Annotated in this window: 19 protein-coding genes; 12 read left to right on the top strand and 7 right to left on the bottom strand. The window is 65.6% G+C overall.

Translation table 11 applies throughout. The features are described from left to right. Positions 1 to 42 precede the first annotated feature (42 nt). The 3 genes from ABIE56_RS03290 (at position 43) to glmU (ending at position 3,118) form a co-directional block, all read left to right on the top strand. Complete coding sequence (locus ABIE56_RS03290) at positions 43 to 468, top strand: F0F1 ATP synthase subunit epsilon (protein WP_429242410.1); 426 nt, start codon at positions 43 to 45, stop codon at positions 466 to 468. Between the two features lie 38 nt (positions 469 to 506). Further along, positions 507 to 1,655: a DUF748 domain-containing protein gene (locus ABIE56_RS03285; protein WP_429242409.1), complete on the top strand. Its 1,149-nt coding sequence runs from the start codon at positions 507 to 509 to the stop codon at positions 1,653 to 1,655. A gap of 89 nt (positions 1,656 to 1,744) precedes the next feature. After that, positions 1,745 to 3,118, top strand: a complete 1,374-nt coding sequence (gene glmU / locus ABIE56_RS03280; protein ID WP_429242408.1) for a bifunctional UDP-N-acetylglucosamine diphosphorylase/glucosamine-1-phosphate N-acetyltransferase GlmU — start codon at positions 1,745 to 1,747, stop codon at positions 3,116 to 3,118. A 53-nt stretch (positions 3,119 to 3,171) separates the two neighbouring features. Here the strand turns inward: glmU and ABIE56_RS03275 are convergent, their stop codons facing one another. Next, complete coding sequence (locus ABIE56_RS03275) at positions 3,172 to 4,161, bottom strand: pteridine-dependent deoxygenase (RefSeq protein WP_429242407.1); 990 nt, start codon at positions 4,159 to 4,161, stop codon at positions 3,172 to 3,174. A gap of 175 nt (positions 4,162 to 4,336) precedes the next feature. On the opposite strand from ABIE56_RS03275, the gene ABIE56_RS03270 reads away from it, so the two are divergent. The 4 genes from ABIE56_RS03270 (at position 4,337) to ABIE56_RS03255 (ending at position 6,378) form a co-directional block, all read left to right on the top strand. Next, positions 4,337 to 4,609, top strand: a complete 273-nt coding sequence (locus ABIE56_RS03270; RefSeq protein ID WP_429242406.1) for a phosphopantetheine-binding protein — start codon at positions 4,337 to 4,339, stop codon at positions 4,607 to 4,609. A 65-nt stretch (positions 4,610 to 4,674) separates the two neighbouring features. Next, on the top strand, positions 4,675 to 4,983 hold the full coding sequence (locus tag ABIE56_RS03265) for a hydroxymyristoyl-ACP dehydratase (RefSeq protein WP_429242405.1): 309 nt from the start codon (positions 4,675 to 4,677) through the stop codon (positions 4,981 to 4,983). Then, complete coding sequence (locus ABIE56_RS03260; protein ID WP_429242404.1) at positions 4,980 to 5,930, top strand: acyltransferase; 951 nt, start codon at positions 4,980 to 4,982, stop codon at positions 5,928 to 5,930. Before ABIE56_RS03265 ends, ABIE56_RS03260 begins: the two co-directional genes overlap by 4 nt. Before the next feature lie 16 nt (positions 5,931 to 5,946). Beyond that, complete coding sequence (locus tag ABIE56_RS03255) at positions 5,947 to 6,378, top strand: phosphotransferase (protein WP_429242600.1); 432 nt, start codon at positions 5,947 to 5,949, stop codon at positions 6,376 to 6,378. A 4-nt stretch (positions 6,379 to 6,382) separates the two neighbouring features. On the opposite strand, the gene ABIE56_RS03250 is transcribed toward ABIE56_RS03255, so the two are convergent. From ABIE56_RS03250 to ABIE56_RS03235, 4 genes are read right to left on the bottom strand one after another with little or no spacing between them, the layout of a single operon-like run. Next, positions 6,383 to 7,978, bottom strand: a complete 1,596-nt coding sequence (locus ABIE56_RS03250) for an NAD(P)/FAD-dependent oxidoreductase (RefSeq protein ID WP_429242403.1) — start codon at positions 7,976 to 7,978, stop codon at positions 6,383 to 6,385. 26 nt (positions 7,979 to 8,004) lie between these two features. Continuing rightward, complete coding sequence (locus ABIE56_RS03245; protein ID WP_429242402.1) at positions 8,005 to 8,775, bottom strand: glycosyltransferase family 2 protein; 771 nt, start codon at positions 8,773 to 8,775, stop codon at positions 8,005 to 8,007. Then, positions 8,772 to 9,572 carry a beta-ketoacyl synthase chain length factor gene (locus ABIE56_RS03240; protein WP_429242401.1) on the bottom strand — a complete coding sequence of 267 codons (801 nt, stop codon included), beginning with the start codon at positions 9,570 to 9,572 and terminating at the stop codon, positions 8,772 to 8,774. The genes ABIE56_RS03245 and ABIE56_RS03240 overlap by 4 nt, the downstream gene beginning before the upstream one ends. Further along, complete coding sequence (locus ABIE56_RS03235; protein ID WP_429242400.1) at positions 9,569 to 10,759, bottom strand: beta-ketoacyl-[acyl-carrier-protein] synthase family protein; 1,191 nt, start codon at positions 10,757 to 10,759, stop codon at positions 9,569 to 9,571. The genes ABIE56_RS03240 and ABIE56_RS03235 overlap by 4 nt, the downstream gene beginning before the upstream one ends. A gap of 61 nt (positions 10,760 to 10,820) precedes the next feature. On the opposite strand from ABIE56_RS03235, the gene ABIE56_RS03230 reads away from it, so the two are divergent. Together ABIE56_RS03230 and hemF are read left to right on the top strand one after the other, a co-directional pair. After that, positions 10,821 to 11,591: a YdcF family protein gene (locus tag ABIE56_RS03230; protein ID WP_429242399.1), complete on the top strand. Its 771-nt coding sequence runs from the start codon at positions 10,821 to 10,823 to the stop codon at positions 11,589 to 11,591. Positions 11,592 to 11,681: 90 nt separating this feature from the next. Next, on the top strand, positions 11,682 to 12,584 hold the full coding sequence (gene hemF / locus ABIE56_RS03225; RefSeq protein ID WP_429242398.1) for an oxygen-dependent coproporphyrinogen oxidase: 903 nt from the start codon (positions 11,682 to 11,684) through the stop codon (positions 12,582 to 12,584). 82 nt (positions 12,585 to 12,666) lie between these two features. Here hemF and ABIE56_RS03220 read toward each other — a convergent pair whose 3' ends face one another. Continuing rightward, positions 12,667 to 13,317 (bottom strand): hypothetical protein, encoded by a 651-nt coding sequence (locus tag ABIE56_RS03220; protein WP_429242397.1) that lies wholly within the window; start codon positions 13,315 to 13,317, stop codon positions 12,667 to 12,669. Between the two features lie 144 nt (positions 13,318 to 13,461). On the opposite strand from ABIE56_RS03220, the gene gpmA reads away from it, so the two are divergent. Together gpmA and ABIE56_RS03210 are read left to right on the top strand one after the other, a co-directional pair. Then, positions 13,462 to 14,202: a 2,3-diphosphoglycerate-dependent phosphoglycerate mutase gene (gpmA, locus tag ABIE56_RS03215; RefSeq protein ID WP_429242396.1), complete on the top strand. Its 741-nt coding sequence runs from the start codon at positions 13,462 to 13,464 to the stop codon at positions 14,200 to 14,202. A 146-nt stretch (positions 14,203 to 14,348) separates the two neighbouring features. Next, a complete protein-coding gene (locus tag ABIE56_RS03210) occupies positions 14,349 to 14,903 on the top strand; it encodes a DUF1453 domain-containing protein (RefSeq protein WP_429242395.1) in 555 nt (184 codons plus the stop codon). A 5-nt stretch (positions 14,904 to 14,908) separates the two neighbouring features. Here the strand turns inward: ABIE56_RS03210 and glnK are convergent, their stop codons facing one another. Further along, positions 14,909 to 15,247, bottom strand: a complete 339-nt coding sequence (gene glnK / locus ABIE56_RS03205) for a P-II family nitrogen regulator (RefSeq protein WP_247432070.1) — start codon at positions 15,245 to 15,247, stop codon at positions 14,909 to 14,911. A 180-nt stretch (positions 15,248 to 15,427) separates the two neighbouring features. On the opposite strand from glnK, the gene ubiK reads away from it, so the two are divergent. Further along, positions 15,428 to 15,682 carry a ubiquinone biosynthesis accessory factor UbiK gene (ubiK, locus tag ABIE56_RS03200; protein WP_247432072.1) on the top strand — a complete coding sequence of 85 codons (255 nt, stop codon included), beginning with the start codon at positions 15,428 to 15,430 and terminating at the stop codon, positions 15,680 to 15,682. Positions 15,683 to 15,735: the final 53 nt, after the last annotated feature.

Below are 15,735 nucleotides of genomic sequence, written 5' to 3'. Positions count from 1 at the left end.
GCGCCTTCATCGCCCCTTCCCCAACGCACGGAACCCAAGCCCATGACCCATACCATCCGCGTCGACATCGTCAGTGCCGAAGCCGAGATCTTCTCCGGTGAAGCCACGCTCGTGGTCGCCACCGGTGAGCTTGGCGAGCTGGGCATCGCGCCGCGCCATGCACCGCTCATCACCCGCCTTAAGCCGGGCCACGTGGACGTCGTCGGCACCAACGGTGACCGCCAGCAGTTCTACGTATCCGGTGGCATCCTCGAGGTGCAGCCGCAGGTTGTCACGATCCTCGCCGATACGGCCGCCCGCGCGGCCGACCTGGACGAGGCCGCGGCCCTGAAGGCGAAGGAAGAAGCGGAGGCCGCCCTGGCCAATCGTGGTGAGCAGCTCGATGTGGCCGAGGCCCAGGCCAAGCTGGCCGAAGCCCTCGCACAGCTCCAGGCGCTGGAGCGCCTGCGCAAGACGCTGAAGCACTAAGCGCCTCGTTACCAGAGCACCCCAGGAAACCCCGCCCCATGGCGGGGTTTTTTTGCGCCCCGTCTTCATCCCGTGATGACCTCGCGACGGCCACACTGCCGGATATGCATGTCCGTTACCGCCGTAGCCTGTGGATCCTCCTCGCCCTCGCGATCGTCCTGATCGCGGCGCGCATCGCGTTGCCCTTCATCGTCCTTGGGCAGCTCAACGCACGGTTGGCCAACATGGGTTCCTATGCCGGGCACATCGACGATATCGACATCCACCTGTGGCGCGGTGCGTACTCCATAGACAATCTGCGCATCACCAAGGTCGACGGCAAGCTGCCGGTACCGTTGTTCGATGCGGAACGCACCGATATCTCCCTTAGCTGGCCTGCACTCACCCGTGGCCACCTGCGTGGCAAGGTCGAGTTCTACGAGCCGACACTCAACTTCGTCGACGGCAAGGGCGAGGGCGATACACAGACCGGCAAGGGCGTGGATTGGCGCGCACAGCTCCGGGCGATCGTGCCTACGCGCATCGACGAGTTGCACGTGATCAATGGCACCGTCACGTTCCACAACTTCGTCTCCAGTCCGAAGGTGGACCTGAAGATGACCGACGTGAACGGCACGATTACCAACCTTACGAATGTCCAGCGCGAGGGCGGTTCGCGCGTGGCGCATATGGATGCCACCGCGCACATCCTGGGCGATGCGCCGCTGCAGACGAAGGCTGAGTTCGATCCTTTGCAGGAAGCGGGTGACTTCCGCTACGAACTCACCGTGCACAACATCAAGCTGGTTCGCGCAAACGACCTGGTTCGCGCCTATTCGGGTCTCGACTTCGCGGCGGGCGAGGGCGACTTCGTCATGGAGCTGCAGGCAAAGGATCGCAAGCTTGAGGGCTACGCCAAACCCCTCTTCCGCGGGCTGAAGATCTTCAGCTGGAAGCAGGATGTGGAGCAGGAGAAGAAGAACCCGCTGAAACTGGCGTACGAGGCCGTGGCAGAGGGCGTCACCAAGGTGTTCAAGAACCAGTCGAAGGATCAGTTCGCCACGCGCGTGCCCATATCCGGCACGATCGATAACCGCAGCATGTCGACCAGCCAGGCCGTCATCGGCATCCTGCATAACGCGTTCGTGGAAGCATATAAGCCCAATCTGGAGCACCTCACGGCGCGTCCGGACGATGACAAGGACTGAGCAGGCGCACGGTTAGTGCGGACGGTGGACTTGGCACGGGAACCCCAAACGCGCGAAAGTGCGGACCTGACAAACTGGCAGGCAAGCCCATGTCCCATCCGCTGCACGTCCTGATCCTCGCCGCTGGCGAGGGCAAGCGCATGAAATCCGCCTCGGCCAAGGTACTGATGCCGCTTGCCGGCCGGCCGCTCCTGGCGCATGTGATCGAGGCGGCGCGCGCCCTGGGGCCGGCCGGCGTCCACGTGGTGTACGGGCACAACGGCGACCAGGTACGCCAGGCCTTCGCGGCCGATACCGCCTTGGGCTGGATCGAGCAGCGCGAGCGCCTGGGCACAGGCCACGCGGTACGCACAGCGCTCGAAGCCTTGAAGGCCGATGGCAAGCTCGAGGGCAGGGTGCTCGTGCTTTACGGCGATGTACCGCTGATCCGCAGTGATGTGCTCTCCGCCCTGGTCTCGGGCGAGGCCGGGTTGGCCATGTTGGCGACCCGGCTGCCCCATCCCACCGGATACGGGCGCGTGGTGCTCGATGCCGAGGGCATGGTGCGCCACATCGTGGAGGAGAAGGATGCGAGTGCGGCGCAGCGCGCCATCGATCTGGTCAACACGGGCATCGTGGCGGGCGATGCGGACCGCTTGCTCGCATGGACCCAGCAGTTGGGCAACAGCAATGCACAGGGCGAGTACTACCTCACGGACGTCTTCGAAATGGCATCAGCGGAAGGCACGCCAGCCGCATGCGTCGATTGCGACCCGGTCGATGCCTCCGGAGCCAACGATCCGTGGCAGCTAGCCGGTCTCGAGGCGATGTACCGCGAACGCATGGCGCGCCAGCTTGCGCTGGCCGGCGTTCGCATTGCCGATCCGGCGCGCATTGATATCCGTGGCACGGTCACGGCAGGCAGCGATGTCGAGATCGATGTGAACGTGATCCTCGAGGGCGATGTGGAACTGGGCAATAACGTGCGTATCGGCCCGTTCACGCGCGTACGCAACGCCACGCTCGCTGCGGGCACCGTCGTGCTCGCCCACTGCGACCTCGATGGCGTGGTCACGCACGGCCCCTGCACGATCGGGCCGTTCGCGCGCCTGCGTCCCGGTACGGATCTCGCCGAAGGTGTGCACATCGGCAATTTCGTGGAAACCAAGAACGCCGTCATTGCGGCCGGCTCGAAGGCCAACCACTTGTCCTACCTCGGTGACACGGTGATCGGCAGCAAGGTGAACATCGGTGCGGGCACCATCACCTGCAACTACGATGGCGTGAACAAGAGCCGCACTACGATTGGCGATGGCGTGTTCGTGGGGTCAAACAGCTCACTTGTCGCACCGGTCACGTTGGGCGATGGCGCCACGATTGGCGCGGGTTCGGTCATCACCAAGGATGCGCCGGCGGATGAGCTCACCCTGGCCCGCGCGCGACAGGCCACCATCGTTGGGTGGCATCGCCCCACCAAGAAATAAGGGCCACATGCCTGTGGAGGTCGCTGTTGGAGCGACCTCGGACGCGATTGCCCTTAGCGGTAACGCCAGCCGTCAATCTCAACCAGCAGTTCCTCACGGCAGATATCGCCGTGCAGGAGCACCAGTGGGGCCTGAGGCCAGTGCGCCTGAGCGAAGGCCAGCACCACGGCTGCATCGTCCGGGTGGCGCACATACGCCTTGAGCGGTGCACGCACGTCGAAGCCCTCAGGCAGGCCGCCATTTGACAGCAACGCATCGAGGTTCCGCTGGGTCTCGGCCAGCTGCGCGCCCAGGTCGCCCGTGTGGGCCGACGCGTGGCCGACCACGGCCGCCGTACCCGAGATGGCCAGGACGTCATCCGCCGGCAGCAGCGTGGCGCGCGCGAAGCTGGGCGGCGTGCGGCCGTACTGGCGTGGGTACTGCCATGCGCTCACCTGGCGCGGGTTCTCTACCCGGGTGCCCTCGCGGTCGGTCGCCAGCAGGTATACCTGCAGCAGGCCCTTGCGTGCGTGATGGCCGATCGCCGATGCCGCAGGAAACCCCTGCGCGAACACATCGCCCATACCCGCGATGCGGCCGGTGCAGAACTGCTTGTAGCGCTCATCGTCGCCGGCCCCGGCGTTGATATCGCCCAGGTAGTTCCAGATGCGCTGAACGTGGTGCTCCGGTGCCTGGGCGACGAACGCCGAGAGCAGCTCGTAAGCATGCTTCGCCGCGCCCTCGGGGCCGCCATGGTGGGCCTCGTCGCATTCAACGGCGGCGTACAGCCAGCCGCCACCGCGCGACCAGCTCAGGTCGCCCTCGCGCCCATAGGTGACCTCGCCCTCAATCGTCCAGAGTTCAGGCAGGGCCTCGGCCAGCGGCTCAAGCGCCACGCGCAGCCAGCGCGGATCATCCCCGGGCGACGTTGCCTGCGCGCCAAATCCAAACGCCGCCAGCGTGCCGGGCGGCAGGCTGCCTGCGGGCAGGTCGCTATAGGTCACCGTCGGGGACGGGCGGGCGGCAAGCGGGGATCGCTCGCGCATGTCGCTGGCTGGGCGCATCGAGGCTTCCATGTAAACGCTGGCGCACATCATATCCTGCGACCGCCGGGCGTTCGTGGCCGCGCCTTCACGTGGCTGAATGTAGGCTTCGAGGGGCATGAAAAGGCCTGTGTTACACTCCGCCGCCGCTGCCATCCGGGGGGAGGCAGGCATGATCCGGGGACCTGGAAACACCATGGCAACGCAGACCGAAGCACAAAAAGAACTTGCAGAACTGATCGTCACCAGCCTGAACCTGGAAAGCGTGAAGCCTGCCGACATCGAGCCTGAGGCGCCCCTGTTTGGCGGCGACCTGGGCCTGGATTCCATTGACGCACTGGAGATCGCCCTGGCGGTGTCCAAACGCTATGGCTTCCAGCTGAAGTCGGATAACCCCGATAACCGCACCATCTTCACCAGCCTGCGCACCCTGTCCGAGCACATCGAACAGCACCGCGCGGCGGCCTGACGGCCTGTTCAGGTCACGCTGATCCCTGCCGTGGTTTGCTTTCCCGCAAACCCGGTATCCCGAGCATGACCGACGCCGCCATGACCCATAGCCAGCCCTTCCGCTTTGCGGCGGACCACCCGAGCTTTGCCGGCCATTTCCCCGGGCGGCCCATCGTGGCCGGCGTGCTGATCCTTGAGCAGGCGGCGCAGGCGCTCCATGCGTGGCGCAGGGCGTCGCTGCGCCAGGTGATCGACGCCAAATTCCTCGCTCCCCTGCTACCCGGCCAGGATGCCGTGGTGGAACTCACTGACGCCGGCGACCGGCGGTATCGCCTGTTGGTTCGCCGCGGCGACGATATCCTGCTGCGCGGCACACTGGAGGGCAGCGCATGAGCCACTGGCAGCAACGCGAAGGTGGCGGTTTCTTCGCCATCTGGCTCATTCGTACCGTCGGCCTTGGCCTGGGCCGGCGCACCGCCAGGCTGCTGCTCTGGCCCATCGCGCTTTACTTCTTCCTGCGCCGGGCGACCGAGCGCGCCGCATCGCGCCTGTACCTGGCGCGCGTGCTGGGCCGCGAGGTAACGAACCGCGATGTGTTCCATCACATCCATATGTTCGCCTCGACGCTGCTTGACCGGATGTTCTTCCTCGCTCGCGGCGAGCGTGACTTCCAGGTGGAGGTCGAAGGCCTTCCTGCGCTTGATCGCTGGCTCGATGCACGGACGGGTGTGCTGCTGCTCGGCTCGCACCAGGGTAGTTTTGAAGCGTTGCGGGCGCTGGGCCAGCGGCGCCCCGATGTGTCATTGCGCGTCGTGCTGGACAAGCAGAAGACGCCTGCGCTCACCACCCTACTCGAAGCCCTCGCACCGGATGTCGGTGCCGCCGTCATCGATGCGTCGCTGGGTGGCGCCTCTGTCGCGCTCGCCATGGCCGAAGGCGCCGCCGAGGGTGGCATGGTGGCCCTGCTCGCCGACCGCGGGCATCGGCTCGAGGTATCGCGTACGGCGCCTTTCATCGGCACGCCCGCGTCGTTCCCGGTGGGCCCGTGGCTGCTCGCCTCCGCGCTGAAGATTCCCGTGGTGCTGTGCTTTGGAATTTATCTTGGCGGCAATCGCTACAGGCTGATTTTCGAAGCGTTTTCGGACGGTATCAATATTCCCCGTGCGAATCGCGCCGAAGCATTGGACGCGATCATCGCCCACTACGCGGCGCGCATTGAGCACTACTGCCGCGTGTACCCGTTCAACTGGTTCAATTTCTACGATTTCTGGCAGGAAATGGATGGCGCGCACGCCGCAGCCACTTCCGCGCCGCCGCCGGTGCAGCATGCCGATGCCTGATCACTCGCCCGCGCCCATGCTGGCGAAGGCCGACTTCGTCGCGCTGGTCCCGCATGCGGGCGACATGTGCCTGCTTGACGGGGTGATCGCCCACGACGACACCACGATCCACGCGATTAGCACCTCCCACGTTGCGCCAGCACACCCGCTGCGTGGGACCAGCGGCCTCCATGCGGTTCACCTGGCCGAGTACGGCGCGCAGGCAACCGCCGTACACGGCGCCCTGCATGCGAAGGCGAACGGTGCGACGCAGCCGCGCCCAGGCATGCTGGTAAGCCTGCGCGGCGTGAAGCTGGCCGTCGAGCGGATCGACGACCTTGCCGGCCGCCTCGACGTCTTCGCCGAATGCCTCCTCGCCGACGACGCGGGCGCGCAGTACACCTTCCGTATCGAACACGCCGGCCGGGAGATCGCCAGTGGCCGCGCCGCGGTGATCCACCCGGCCTGAGCGGTCAGGCGACCAGATCGAATAGCTTCGTCCGGTCGCCTTCGATATCCGTCAGCGCCTCGCTGCCTTCCTTGAGCGAAGGGTGATCCGCGGCGGCGCGCTCGATGATGCTGGCGGCGAGTAGCCGCATCATGTTCACGTTGTTGGACAGGCGCTCGGCAAGCGTGTCGTCGTCCAGCACATCGTGCAGCGTGCGGTTCATATCGGCGAACCAGGTCAGGTCGCGCTGATCGAGCATCACCTTGCGGTTTCGTTTCTCCGATACGGCGTGCCAGCGCTGGAAGAAAACCTGCATCTGTGTGTTCAGCTCGGCACCGGCGAGAAGCTCGGGGCCCATGCGCGCGATGAACGGTGCATCACCCAGGCGTTTCTGGAAAACGATCTGGCACAGCACGCCCCAGTAGTACGCGTAATCCCAGATCACCTTGATCGGCAGAACTTCCGGGTCATCGAACAGGTTGTACTGGCCGCGATACATGCGCAGCGTGCTTTCGTAGAACGAGAAGAACAGCCGCTCGAACAGGCGCGCATGCGGTGCCAGCATGTCGCCGCGGCGATCCATGCCCACCAGCTGCGTAATGTACGTGTTGGAGATGCTGATGAAGTCGCTGCCGGGCGAATAGAACGGATCGAGGAACGCACCCGCCTCGCCCGTCAAAGCCCACCGGTCTGACGAGAACATCCGCGCACAGCCGTAGGAGAAGTGGCGGAAGAAGGCGAAATCGAGCAGCTTGTCCTTGCGCGAATCGACCTGGCGGGCGAGAACCGGCTGGTGTTCCCACAACCACGCCAGCGCCTTGTCGAAGGTATTCATCGTTTCGAGCGGATGCATATTTGCATCGGCGACGATGCCGACCGAATGTGCGCCGGAGGCAAGGGGAATCAGCCACGCCCAGTAGCCGGGGCCGACCAGGTGATTCGTGGAGCGCCAACGCTCGGGCGGGTGGCATCGATCCTTCCACTCGGCATCGTCACACCACTGGTCGATTTCAAGACGATCATCGACCCGGAACCACACGGCATTGGCATGGTGGCCGTTGTCGCGCGTGAGATCGAGCTTGCGGCGGATAAGGCCGGCACGCCCACTCGCATCGAGCAGCCAGCGTGCGCTCAGTTCGCCATCGCCCGCCTCGCTGCGAAAACGCACGGTATGCGGCGCATCACCGCTGCCGATGTCGAAGCCGCGCACGGTGATGCCTTCGCGGAAATCGATGCCACGACGCAGGGCTTCCTCGCCAAGGAAGTTCTCGAGGATGCCGCGGTCAATCTGGTAGCTCGGCGTGGGCAGTACCGCGCTGACACCCAGTTCGGTCACATCGGCAAGATCGTCACGGCCATCGGAGAAAAAGAACCGAAAACCGAACTTGCGGATCTGCTCGGATTCCAGGTGGCCGAGCAGGCCAAGCGTATCGGCAAAGTAGTGTGCCGCGATCTCAACGGTGGATTCGCCCACCTTGAATGCTGCTTCCGGCAACGGTCGCGTATGCCGCTCCAGCACCACGATATCCATGTCCGGGTATTCACCCTTGAGCTGCATCGCCAGCGTAAGGCCGGCAAGGCCTCCGCCCATGATCACGGCATCGTATGGCTTGTGCTCCATTCCCTGCACCCCTTGGTTGGCTATGGCTAATGCGTAGTGCCGGCGCTGGCTTCGTTCCCGATGATCGTGGGCATTGCGCGTGAGCGCCGGTAGCTGTCGACGATATGGCCGTAGTGAATCAGGCGGCCAATGGTATAGGTGGTGATGCGCGTCACGTCGCGCACCGGGCTGAAGTGGCTGATGCGGAACTCGCCCTGGTAGCGTGATGCGATCGGGACGGAAACCACGCTGATGCCGCGCTCGCGGCAGGCAGTGATCAGCACGGCGGCTTCGAACACGAAGTCCTCCGCGGGTAGTTCCACCAGGTCGAGTGCTGCCCGCGGGTAGAAGCGCTGGCCGCTCTGCGTATCCGCAATCGGTCGCCCGCATGCCCATGAAATACCCCAGTCCGCCACGGCATTGGCGCGGCGGCGGCCGGGCGGCTGCTGCTCGCGCTCAAGCAGGCGCGCGCCAATAACAATGGCGCCTGGGTGTTGCTGGCTGGCATTGAGCATGGCGGGGATATCGCTCGCCAGGTGCTGGCCGTCGCCATCCATCGTGATCACGCCATCGAAGCCCTGGCGCAGCACTTCGCGAAAGCCTGTGCGAAGCGCCTCACCCTTGCCGCGCCGCGTTTCGTGACGCAACAAGGTAACCCCCATCGCACTGACGATGGCTGGCGTGCGATCGTCCGAGCCATCATCGACCACGATGACGGGCATGCCGAGCGACAACGCGTCCCTGACCACGCCTTCGATCGCCTGCTCCTCGTTAAGGCAGGGGATGAGCACGCAGAAACGGTTGCCGGCGGCGTTCATGGGACAGTATCCAGATCGATGTGCAAATCGAGCCCGCGTGCCGCGGGTACCCGCAAAGCGGCGGGGTGCGCCGCGGCCAGGGCGCGGAACAATGGCACCGCGACCGCCGACGGGTTGCTTGCGGCCACGCCATCCATCCAGGCATCCCCACTCGGCTCGCGGCCGCTGTTGCCCGGTTCCGGCGTGATGTCCAGCCGGATAGCCGCGCCATCGGCGCGGGGCGACAGCACGAGGGCGGAGGCGAATGGGCCGGTCGTGCTGGTCATGCCGCCGATCGGGCCGGTGCCGGCGATGTCGTAGCAGGCAAGCAATACATCGCGGTCATCAGCAACCGCCTGGCTGGCGGCTTCCAGCAGGCCCGCGCCGAAGCTTTCCTCGCCACCGGATACCGCGCTCGATGCCGCATGGCAGTGCGTGGCGATGGTCCAGTAGCCGGCGGGCGCGTTGTGCACGGAATTGTGGAACTTGGTCGGCGAGAGTTCTGCCGGTGCCGTCGCCAGCGTGGCGCACATGTAATCGGTAATCACCTGGTCGCCGTGAGCGGAGGCGAATACGCAGGGCAAGGTGGCCGCGCTGTGCCCACTCATGGCCACCGCTTGCCCGGCGGCGGCGGTGGCGAGCAGCACACTCTCGGGAGCGCGGCGGCGCTCATTCGCGGGCAGCACATCGGCAACAGGACGCTCGGCATCTCCCGGCGTCGCGTCGCCGGTCGCTACTTCGCGGAATGCATGCCACGTCGGCGTGCCCGGTGCCCACAGGCCGATGCCCTTTACCCATACGGTCAGCGCGGCACTCATGCGGCGCCTCCACGGCGAGCGAAGGCAAGGCAGGCATTGTTGCCGCCAAAGCCGAACGAGTTGCTCAGGGCGATGCGTACATCCGCACGCTCGGTCTGCCAGGCCATCTGCGGACCACATAACGGATCGGGGGTCGTCGCACCCAGGTTGCCCGGCACCACGCCATCGCGCATCGCAAGTAGGGCAAACACGGCTTCGAGGATGCCGGCGGCGCCCAGCGTGTGGCCGGTAAAGCCCTTGGTCGAGCTGGCACGGGTCGTCGCGGGGAAGCTCCGCGCCACGAGCGCGGCTTCCACGTCGTCGTTCTTCTGGCTCGCCGTGCCGTGCAGGTTGATGTAGTCGACATCGCCGGCCTCGATGCCCGCGCGCGCGAGCGTATCGCGCAAGGCCAGTTCCGCACCGAGGCCTTCCGGGTGCGGTGTGGACATATGGTGCGCGTCGCTGGCTTCACCATAGCCGATGAACAGCGGCGCATCGCCATGTTCGGTCGCGCGCTCGATCAGCGCGAACCCGCCCGCCTCACCCAGCGAGATGCCGTTACGCTGCGCATCGAACGGGCGGCATGGTTCGGTGGAGACGAGCTCCAGCGAGTTGAAGCCAAACAGCACGCTATCGCATAGCGTATCGACACCACCGACCACGGCCGCATCGATGAGGCCAAGCCGGATCATGCGCTCGGCATTGGCGAACACCTTGGCGCTGGATGAGCACGCCGTGGCAACGGTGAGGCAAGGTCCTTCCAGATCGAACGCGTGGGCAACGAAACCGGCCAGCGAATGGGGCGTGTGGATGGCCGGGCGATGCAGGTCGGCGGGCATCTCGCCGTTCTCAAGGCGGCGATAGCCCTCCTCGGTGGCACCGATGCTCGCGGTCGAGGTGCCCAGCAAGACGGCGACGCGTGAGGCGCCGTAGCGTGCACGGGCCGCGTGGACCGCTTCGCTAAAGCCGTCCTGGCGCAAGGCGATCCACGCCAGCCGGTTGTTCCGGCATTCCCACTGCGCATGTTCGCGCGGTAGTGGCTCGTCCTCGACGCCGTCCACCCGGCCGATCCAGCAGGCCAGCGGCTCGGTGGAAAAATCGTTGGGGCGCAGGCCGCCTGTCGAGGCAGCGATGGCGTGTGCGTGGGCATCCACGCCGCGGCCGAGGGCGGACGTGGCGGTGAACGCAGTGATGGCTAAGGGAGGCATGGGATGAGGCATGCCGCGAGCCTATCCTTTTTGCGCCGTAGCGTCGCGTGAACGAGATTTCGTGATTCAGGCGATTGCGTGGTTCCGTGCGATCCGCAAGACTGGCGCCCCCGAGGAAGCCAGCCACGCCATGACCGGGATCACCCAACCGATGCGTCGAGGCCCATGGCGTTACCTGGGCGATGGCGACATCCTCATCGCCGCCGGCGTCACACTGGTAGCGCTCGTGGCAAGCCTTGGCCTGCTGTATGTGGCGCACCTGGTCCGCGTCTGGCGCGTGGCGACGCGCAGCCCACTGCAGGCCGCGGCGCCGCGTACCTTGCTGGTGTTCGGGCGCAAGCTGGTCGATGGGCAGCCGGAAGCCGATTTCGTTGGGCGGCTGGATCGCGCCCGCGCCAACGCGTTTGAAGGGTTCGCGCCGCAGGTGTTGTTGTTGGGTGGCCGCAGCGATGGCGGCACCGTTAGCGAGGCCGAAGCGGGGCAGCAGTGGTTGCAGGGAGCGGGGTGGCCGGCCAGTGTGCCGCTGCTGCTTGAGCAAGAGTCGGTCGATTCGCTGGAGAACCTGCGCCATGCGCGCGACATCCTGCGCCGCGAGGGCCGCGTACCTTCCGTCGCGCTGGTTACCAGCCGTTACCACCTGGCCCGTTGCCTTTACCTGGCCCGGCGGCTGGCTTTTGATGCCATGCCCGTCGCGGCAGAGGCAACGTTCCCCGGCGGCTACCGCTATGTGCGCCGCATGGCGCTGGAGGCGGGCTACCTCATGTGGATCGATACCGGTTACCGCTGGGCGCGCCTTACCGGCAACCAGCGCGTGGTGGCGCGCCTGTCCTGACTGTCAGCACGACGCGGCCGCGTGCCGCAGCAGGCCCGGCGGGCGGCCTTGGTAAGCTTGCGCCAACTCATACAGGGGCCATGCGCCATCATGTCCAGACAAGCCGATATCGCCGAATCGTTCCTGCGCGGGCTCCAGGACCGCATCTGCGCCGCCCTGGAGCTTGCGGACGGGGAGGCACGTTTCGAAGAAGACGCATGGACCCGCCCGGCAGGCGGTGGTGGCCGCACACGCGTGCTGCGCGATGGCGCGGTATTCGAGCAAGCCGGCGTGAATTTCTCCCGGGTAGCGGGTTCGCCGCTGCCACCCAGCGCCACGGCCCATCGCCCCGACCTGGTGGGCGGCAGCTTCATCGCCACGGGCGTATCGCTGGTGATCCATCCGCGTAACCCGTACATCCCGACCACGCACGCCAACGTGCGCTACTTCGAGGCGTCGCGCGATGGCGCGGAGCCGGTGTGGTGGTTCGGCGGTGGTTTCGACCTGACGCCGTATTACCCGTTCGACGAGGACGTGCGCCACTGGCACACCGTGGCGAAGGACCTCTGCGCGCCCTACGGCGATGACGTGTACGACCGCTACAAGAAGTGGTGCGACGAATACTTCTATCTCAAGCACCGCGGCGAGACGCGCGGGGTGGGCGGCCTGTTCTACGACGATGTGAACGAGGGCGGCTTCGATCGCTGCATGGACTTCACCCGCGATGTTGGCCAGGGCTTTCTCGATGCGTTCCTGCCCATCGTCGAGCGCCGCAAGGACACGGCCTATGGCGAGCGTGAGCGCGAATTCCAGCTGTACCGCCGCGGACGCTACGTGGAATTTAACCTGGTGTACGACCGCGGCACGCTGTTCGGCCTGCAATCGGGCGGCCGCACCGAATCCATCCTGATGAGCCTGCCGCCGCGCGTGCGCTTTGAATACGCCTACACCCCGGCGCCGGAAAGCGCCGAGGCAAGGCTGTATGAATACCTGAAGCCCAGGGATTGGCTGTAGGAGCGCGCTTGCGCGCGATGGTAACTTGCCGCGTCTCCGCCTTGTTGGCGTTTCGCGCAAGCGCGCTCCTACATGGCGTCCATTACGGGGCGTTGCCGCTGAACGTCTTGGGCGTGGCACCTTCGATCTTGCCGACCTTGGCCGAGTCGCTTATGTAGAGCTGCACCTCGCGCTCGAATGTCATGGTGCCGGTGACTACCGCATGCGGCCCGATGATGATCGTGGGCGGCCGGCTGTCGCTGCTGCTCCAGCTCATGCGCGGCTTCTTCACCAGGATGCCGCCTGCGACCTGGGAGCCCTCGCCGACAGTGATGTTGGCGTTGACCGTTTCGATGCCGCCCCCGACATGCGCCCGCTGGAGCGTGATATCGCCATTGACGTTCGAAAGATGGCCGGCGACGTTCGCACCTTGCTCCAGCTTGACGCGTCCGTTGACGTTTTCCAGCTCGCCCTTGATCTGCGCGTGGTCGTTCAGCGTGACGCTTCCATTCACGGTGTGGACTTCATCAGCCGTCGCACCCTTGCCCAGTTCGACGGAGCCATTGACCGAATGGGCCTTTTCCACGATGGCCTGGTCACCGATCCGGACCGAGCCATTGACGGTGCCGACGTCACCGGCGCGCTGGCCGGCTTCGACGCTGGCCGTGCCGTTAACCTTGCTGATGTCCTCGGCCGCAAAGGCGGCACCAGCGAAGGACAGGGCGATAACAACTGAAAACAGGGTGCGACGCATGGTGTGCTGCTCCACGGGTGGACTGGACCCCTAGGATGCGCCATGGCGTCGCAAGGTTTAGCGTGACTTGCGGCAGGGGTCCGCAGTTGACGCCCCCGGGCCGCCGTTCCACCATGGGATTTTCCCCTCCCATCGTTGGATGCCATGTACAAGCTCGTGATGATCCGCCACGGCCAGTCGGCCTGGAACCTCGAAAACCGCTTCAGCGGCTGGGCCGATGTCGACCTCAGCGAGCAGGGCGTGGCCGAGGCCAAAGAGGCCGGCTGCCTGCTCAAGGACGCCGGTTTCAGCTTCAACATCGCCCACACCTCGTACCTGAAGCGCGCCGTGCGCACGCTTTGGCACGTACAGGATGAGATGGACCTGATGTGGATCCCGGTCGTGACCGACTGGCGCCTCAACGAGCGCCACTACGGCGCACTTACCGGCCTGAACAAGGCCGAGACCGCCGCCAAGTACGGCGATGACCAGGTCAAGATCTGGCGCCGCAGCTACGACACGCCGCCGCCGGCGCTGAAGCCGGGCGAGATGTCATTCGCCGACGACGCCCGTTACGAAGGCATCGCCGAGGTGCCGCTCACGGAGTGCCTTAAGGACACCGTGGCCCGCGTGCTGCCGTACTGGCACGACGTGCTGGCCCCGGCGATCAAGGCCGGCAACAACGTACTCATGGCCGCCCACGGCAACTCCATGCGCGCGCTGGTGAAGTACTTCGACGGCATCTCCGATGACGACATCGCGGAGCTGAACATCCCGAACGGCATCCCGCTGGTGTACGAGTTCGACGAAAACCTGAAGGCGGTCAAGCACTACTACCTCGGCGACGAAGCCGAAATCGCCGCCAAGATGGCCGCGGTGGCCAACCAGGGCAAGGCCAAGGCCTGACCCATGCCGGGCGCGCTCCTGTAGGAGCGCGCTCGCGCGCGATCCCCTGCCTGACAACCGTCACCCCCAAAGGGTGCCGGTTGCCCATAGGGGGCTCGCTGCCACGGCGCTAAGGTAAGCCCACACCGACAACCCGAGACCCCACCATGCTCGTCCAGGCCGCTGTCCAGTCCACGCCCGCCCTCGTTCCGGTCGCCATGGCCGGCCTCATGGTCTGGGTCGTCTACCGCCGCATCCGCCGGAACTTTGGCCGCCAGGTCATTCATACGAAGAAGATGGCGGTGCGTGTTGGGCTGTTCGCCCTGGTGTCGTGCCTGTTGATGACGGTGGGCTTTGCCAGCATCAGCCTGGCGGAAGGCGCCCTGGCCGGCCTGATCGTGGGTGCGGCGCTCGGCATGGTCGGGCTGAAGTTCACCCGCTTCGAACTCGGCACGGGCGATACCGATGCCTATATACCCAACCCGTGGATCGGCGGCGCCCTGACCGCCCTGCTGGTTGGCCGCCTGGCCTACCGGTTCATCGTGATGGGGGCTTTCATGCATAGCGGCGCAGCGGCACCGGCCCACGGCACGGCACCGGGCGATAGCCCGCTCACCATGGCGGTCATCGGCCTTACCCTGGGTTACTACCTGGCGTATTACGCCGGCATCCTGGTCCACCACCGCCGCTTCAAGCGGCAGGCGCTTGCCCAGGCGGCCTGAGCGCCTTAGAGCGCGTCGTTATCCAGCTCGCCGGTGCGGATGCGCACCACCTGCTCCAGCGAGCTGACGAAGATCTTGCCGTCGCCGATCTTGCCCGTGCGGGCCGCCTGCTGGATGGCCTCGACCACCCGCTCCAGCTGGTCGTCGGCCACGGCCACTTCCAGTTTGATCTTGGGCAGGAAATCCACCACGTACTCGGCCCCCCGGTAGAGCTCGGTGTGGCCCTTCTGGCGGCCAAAGCCCTTCACCTCCGTCACCGTGACTCCCTGCACGCCTACATCGGCGAGGGCCTCGCGGACATCGTCCAGCTTGAACGGCTTGATGATGGCGACCACCAGCTTCATGTCTTGAACTCCTTGGGGCGCACCGGCTGCAGGCACGCGGACCGCCATTGTGCCATAGGCCTGCGTCCCGACCGCCTTGGGTGGTTTGTAGGAAAAACCCTACACTACGTAGGGGCGAAGCCTGATAGCGCCTACAAATAGTTCACCTAGAATTTATTCCACGACGTCGGGGTTTGCAGGATGGATGTGAAGGGTATCGACCAACTCGCTGAGCGGTTGGCATCGTTGGTTCCGCCAGGGCTGGCGCAAGCGCGTGAGGATCTGCACGCCAACTTCAAAGATATCCTGGCTCAAGGATTGCGCCGCCTCGATCTCGTAACTCGAGAGGAATTCGACGTTCAGAGCCAGGTACTCGCACGGACCCGCGAAAGGCTCGAAAGTTTGGAAAAGCGGGTCGCCAGCCTGGAAGCCGGCGCCACGCCTAGCGGCCAGTAAACAAGGACGGCCGCAAGGTCCCGGGACCGCCCCCGATCCGTCACCCTCACCCC

This window comes from Luteibacter sp. 621 (assembly GCF_050435445.1).
Lineage (GTDB): Bacteria > Pseudomonadota > Gammaproteobacteria > Xanthomonadales > Rhodanobacteraceae > Luteibacter.
This window is presented reverse-complemented; position numbering and strand designations above follow the sequence as displayed.

Coding starts and splice junctions, on each gene's coding strand:
- ABIE56_RS03260 (WP_429242404.1), top strand. CDS start 4,980: ATGAGCCACTGGCAGCAACGCGAAGGTGGCGGTTTCTTCGCCATCTGG.
- ABIE56_RS03270 (WP_429242406.1), top strand. CDS start 4,337: ATGGCAACGCAGACCGAAGCACAAAAAGAACTTGCAGAACTGATCGTC.
- ABIE56_RS03235 (WP_429242400.1), bottom strand. CDS start 10,759: ATGCCTCCCTTAGCCATCACTGCGTTCACCGCCACGTCCGCCCTCGGC.
- hemF (WP_429242398.1), top strand. CDS start 11,682: ATGTCCAGACAAGCCGATATCGCCGAATCGTTCCTGCGCGGGCTCCAG.
- ABIE56_RS03220 (WP_429242397.1), bottom strand. CDS start 13,317: ATGCGTCGCACCCTGTTTTCAGTTGTTATCGCCCTGTCCTTCGCTGGT.
- ABIE56_RS03285 (WP_429242409.1), top strand. CDS start 507: ATGGCGGGGTTTTTTTGCGCCCCGTCTTCATCCCGTGATGACCTCGCG.
- ABIE56_RS03255 (WP_429242600.1), top strand. CDS start 5,947: ATGCTGGCGAAGGCCGACTTCGTCGCGCTGGTCCCGCATGCGGGCGAC.
- ABIE56_RS03265 (WP_429242405.1), top strand. CDS start 4,675: ATGACCGACGCCGCCATGACCCATAGCCAGCCCTTCCGCTTTGCGGCG.
- ABIE56_RS03245 (WP_429242402.1), bottom strand. CDS start 8,775: ATGAACGCCGCCGGCAACCGTTTCTGCGTGCTCATCCCCTGCCTTAAC.
- ABIE56_RS03240 (WP_429242401.1), bottom strand. CDS start 9,572: ATGAGTGCCGCGCTGACCGTATGGGTAAAGGGCATCGGCCTGTGGGCA.
- gpmA (WP_429242396.1), top strand. CDS start 13,462: ATGTACAAGCTCGTGATGATCCGCCACGGCCAGTCGGCCTGGAACCTC.
- ABIE56_RS03210 (WP_429242395.1), top strand. CDS start 14,349: ATGCTCGTCCAGGCCGCTGTCCAGTCCACGCCCGCCCTCGTTCCGGTC.
- ABIE56_RS03275 (WP_429242407.1), bottom strand. CDS start 4,161: ATGCGCCCAGCCAGCGACATGCGCGAGCGATCCCCGCTTGCCGCCCGC.
- glmU (WP_429242408.1), top strand. CDS start 1,745: ATGTCCCATCCGCTGCACGTCCTGATCCTCGCCGCTGGCGAGGGCAAG.
- glnK (WP_247432070.1), bottom strand. CDS start 15,247: ATGAAGCTGGTGGTCGCCATCATCAAGCCGTTCAAGCTGGACGATGTC.
- ABIE56_RS03250 (WP_429242403.1), bottom strand. CDS start 7,978: ATGGAGCACAAGCCATACGATGCCGTGATCATGGGCGGAGGCCTTGCC.
- ubiK (WP_247432072.1), top strand. CDS start 15,428: ATGGATGTGAAGGGTATCGACCAACTCGCTGAGCGGTTGGCATCGTTG.
- ABIE56_RS03290 (WP_429242410.1), top strand. CDS start 43: ATGACCCATACCATCCGCGTCGACATCGTCAGTGCCGAAGCCGAGATC.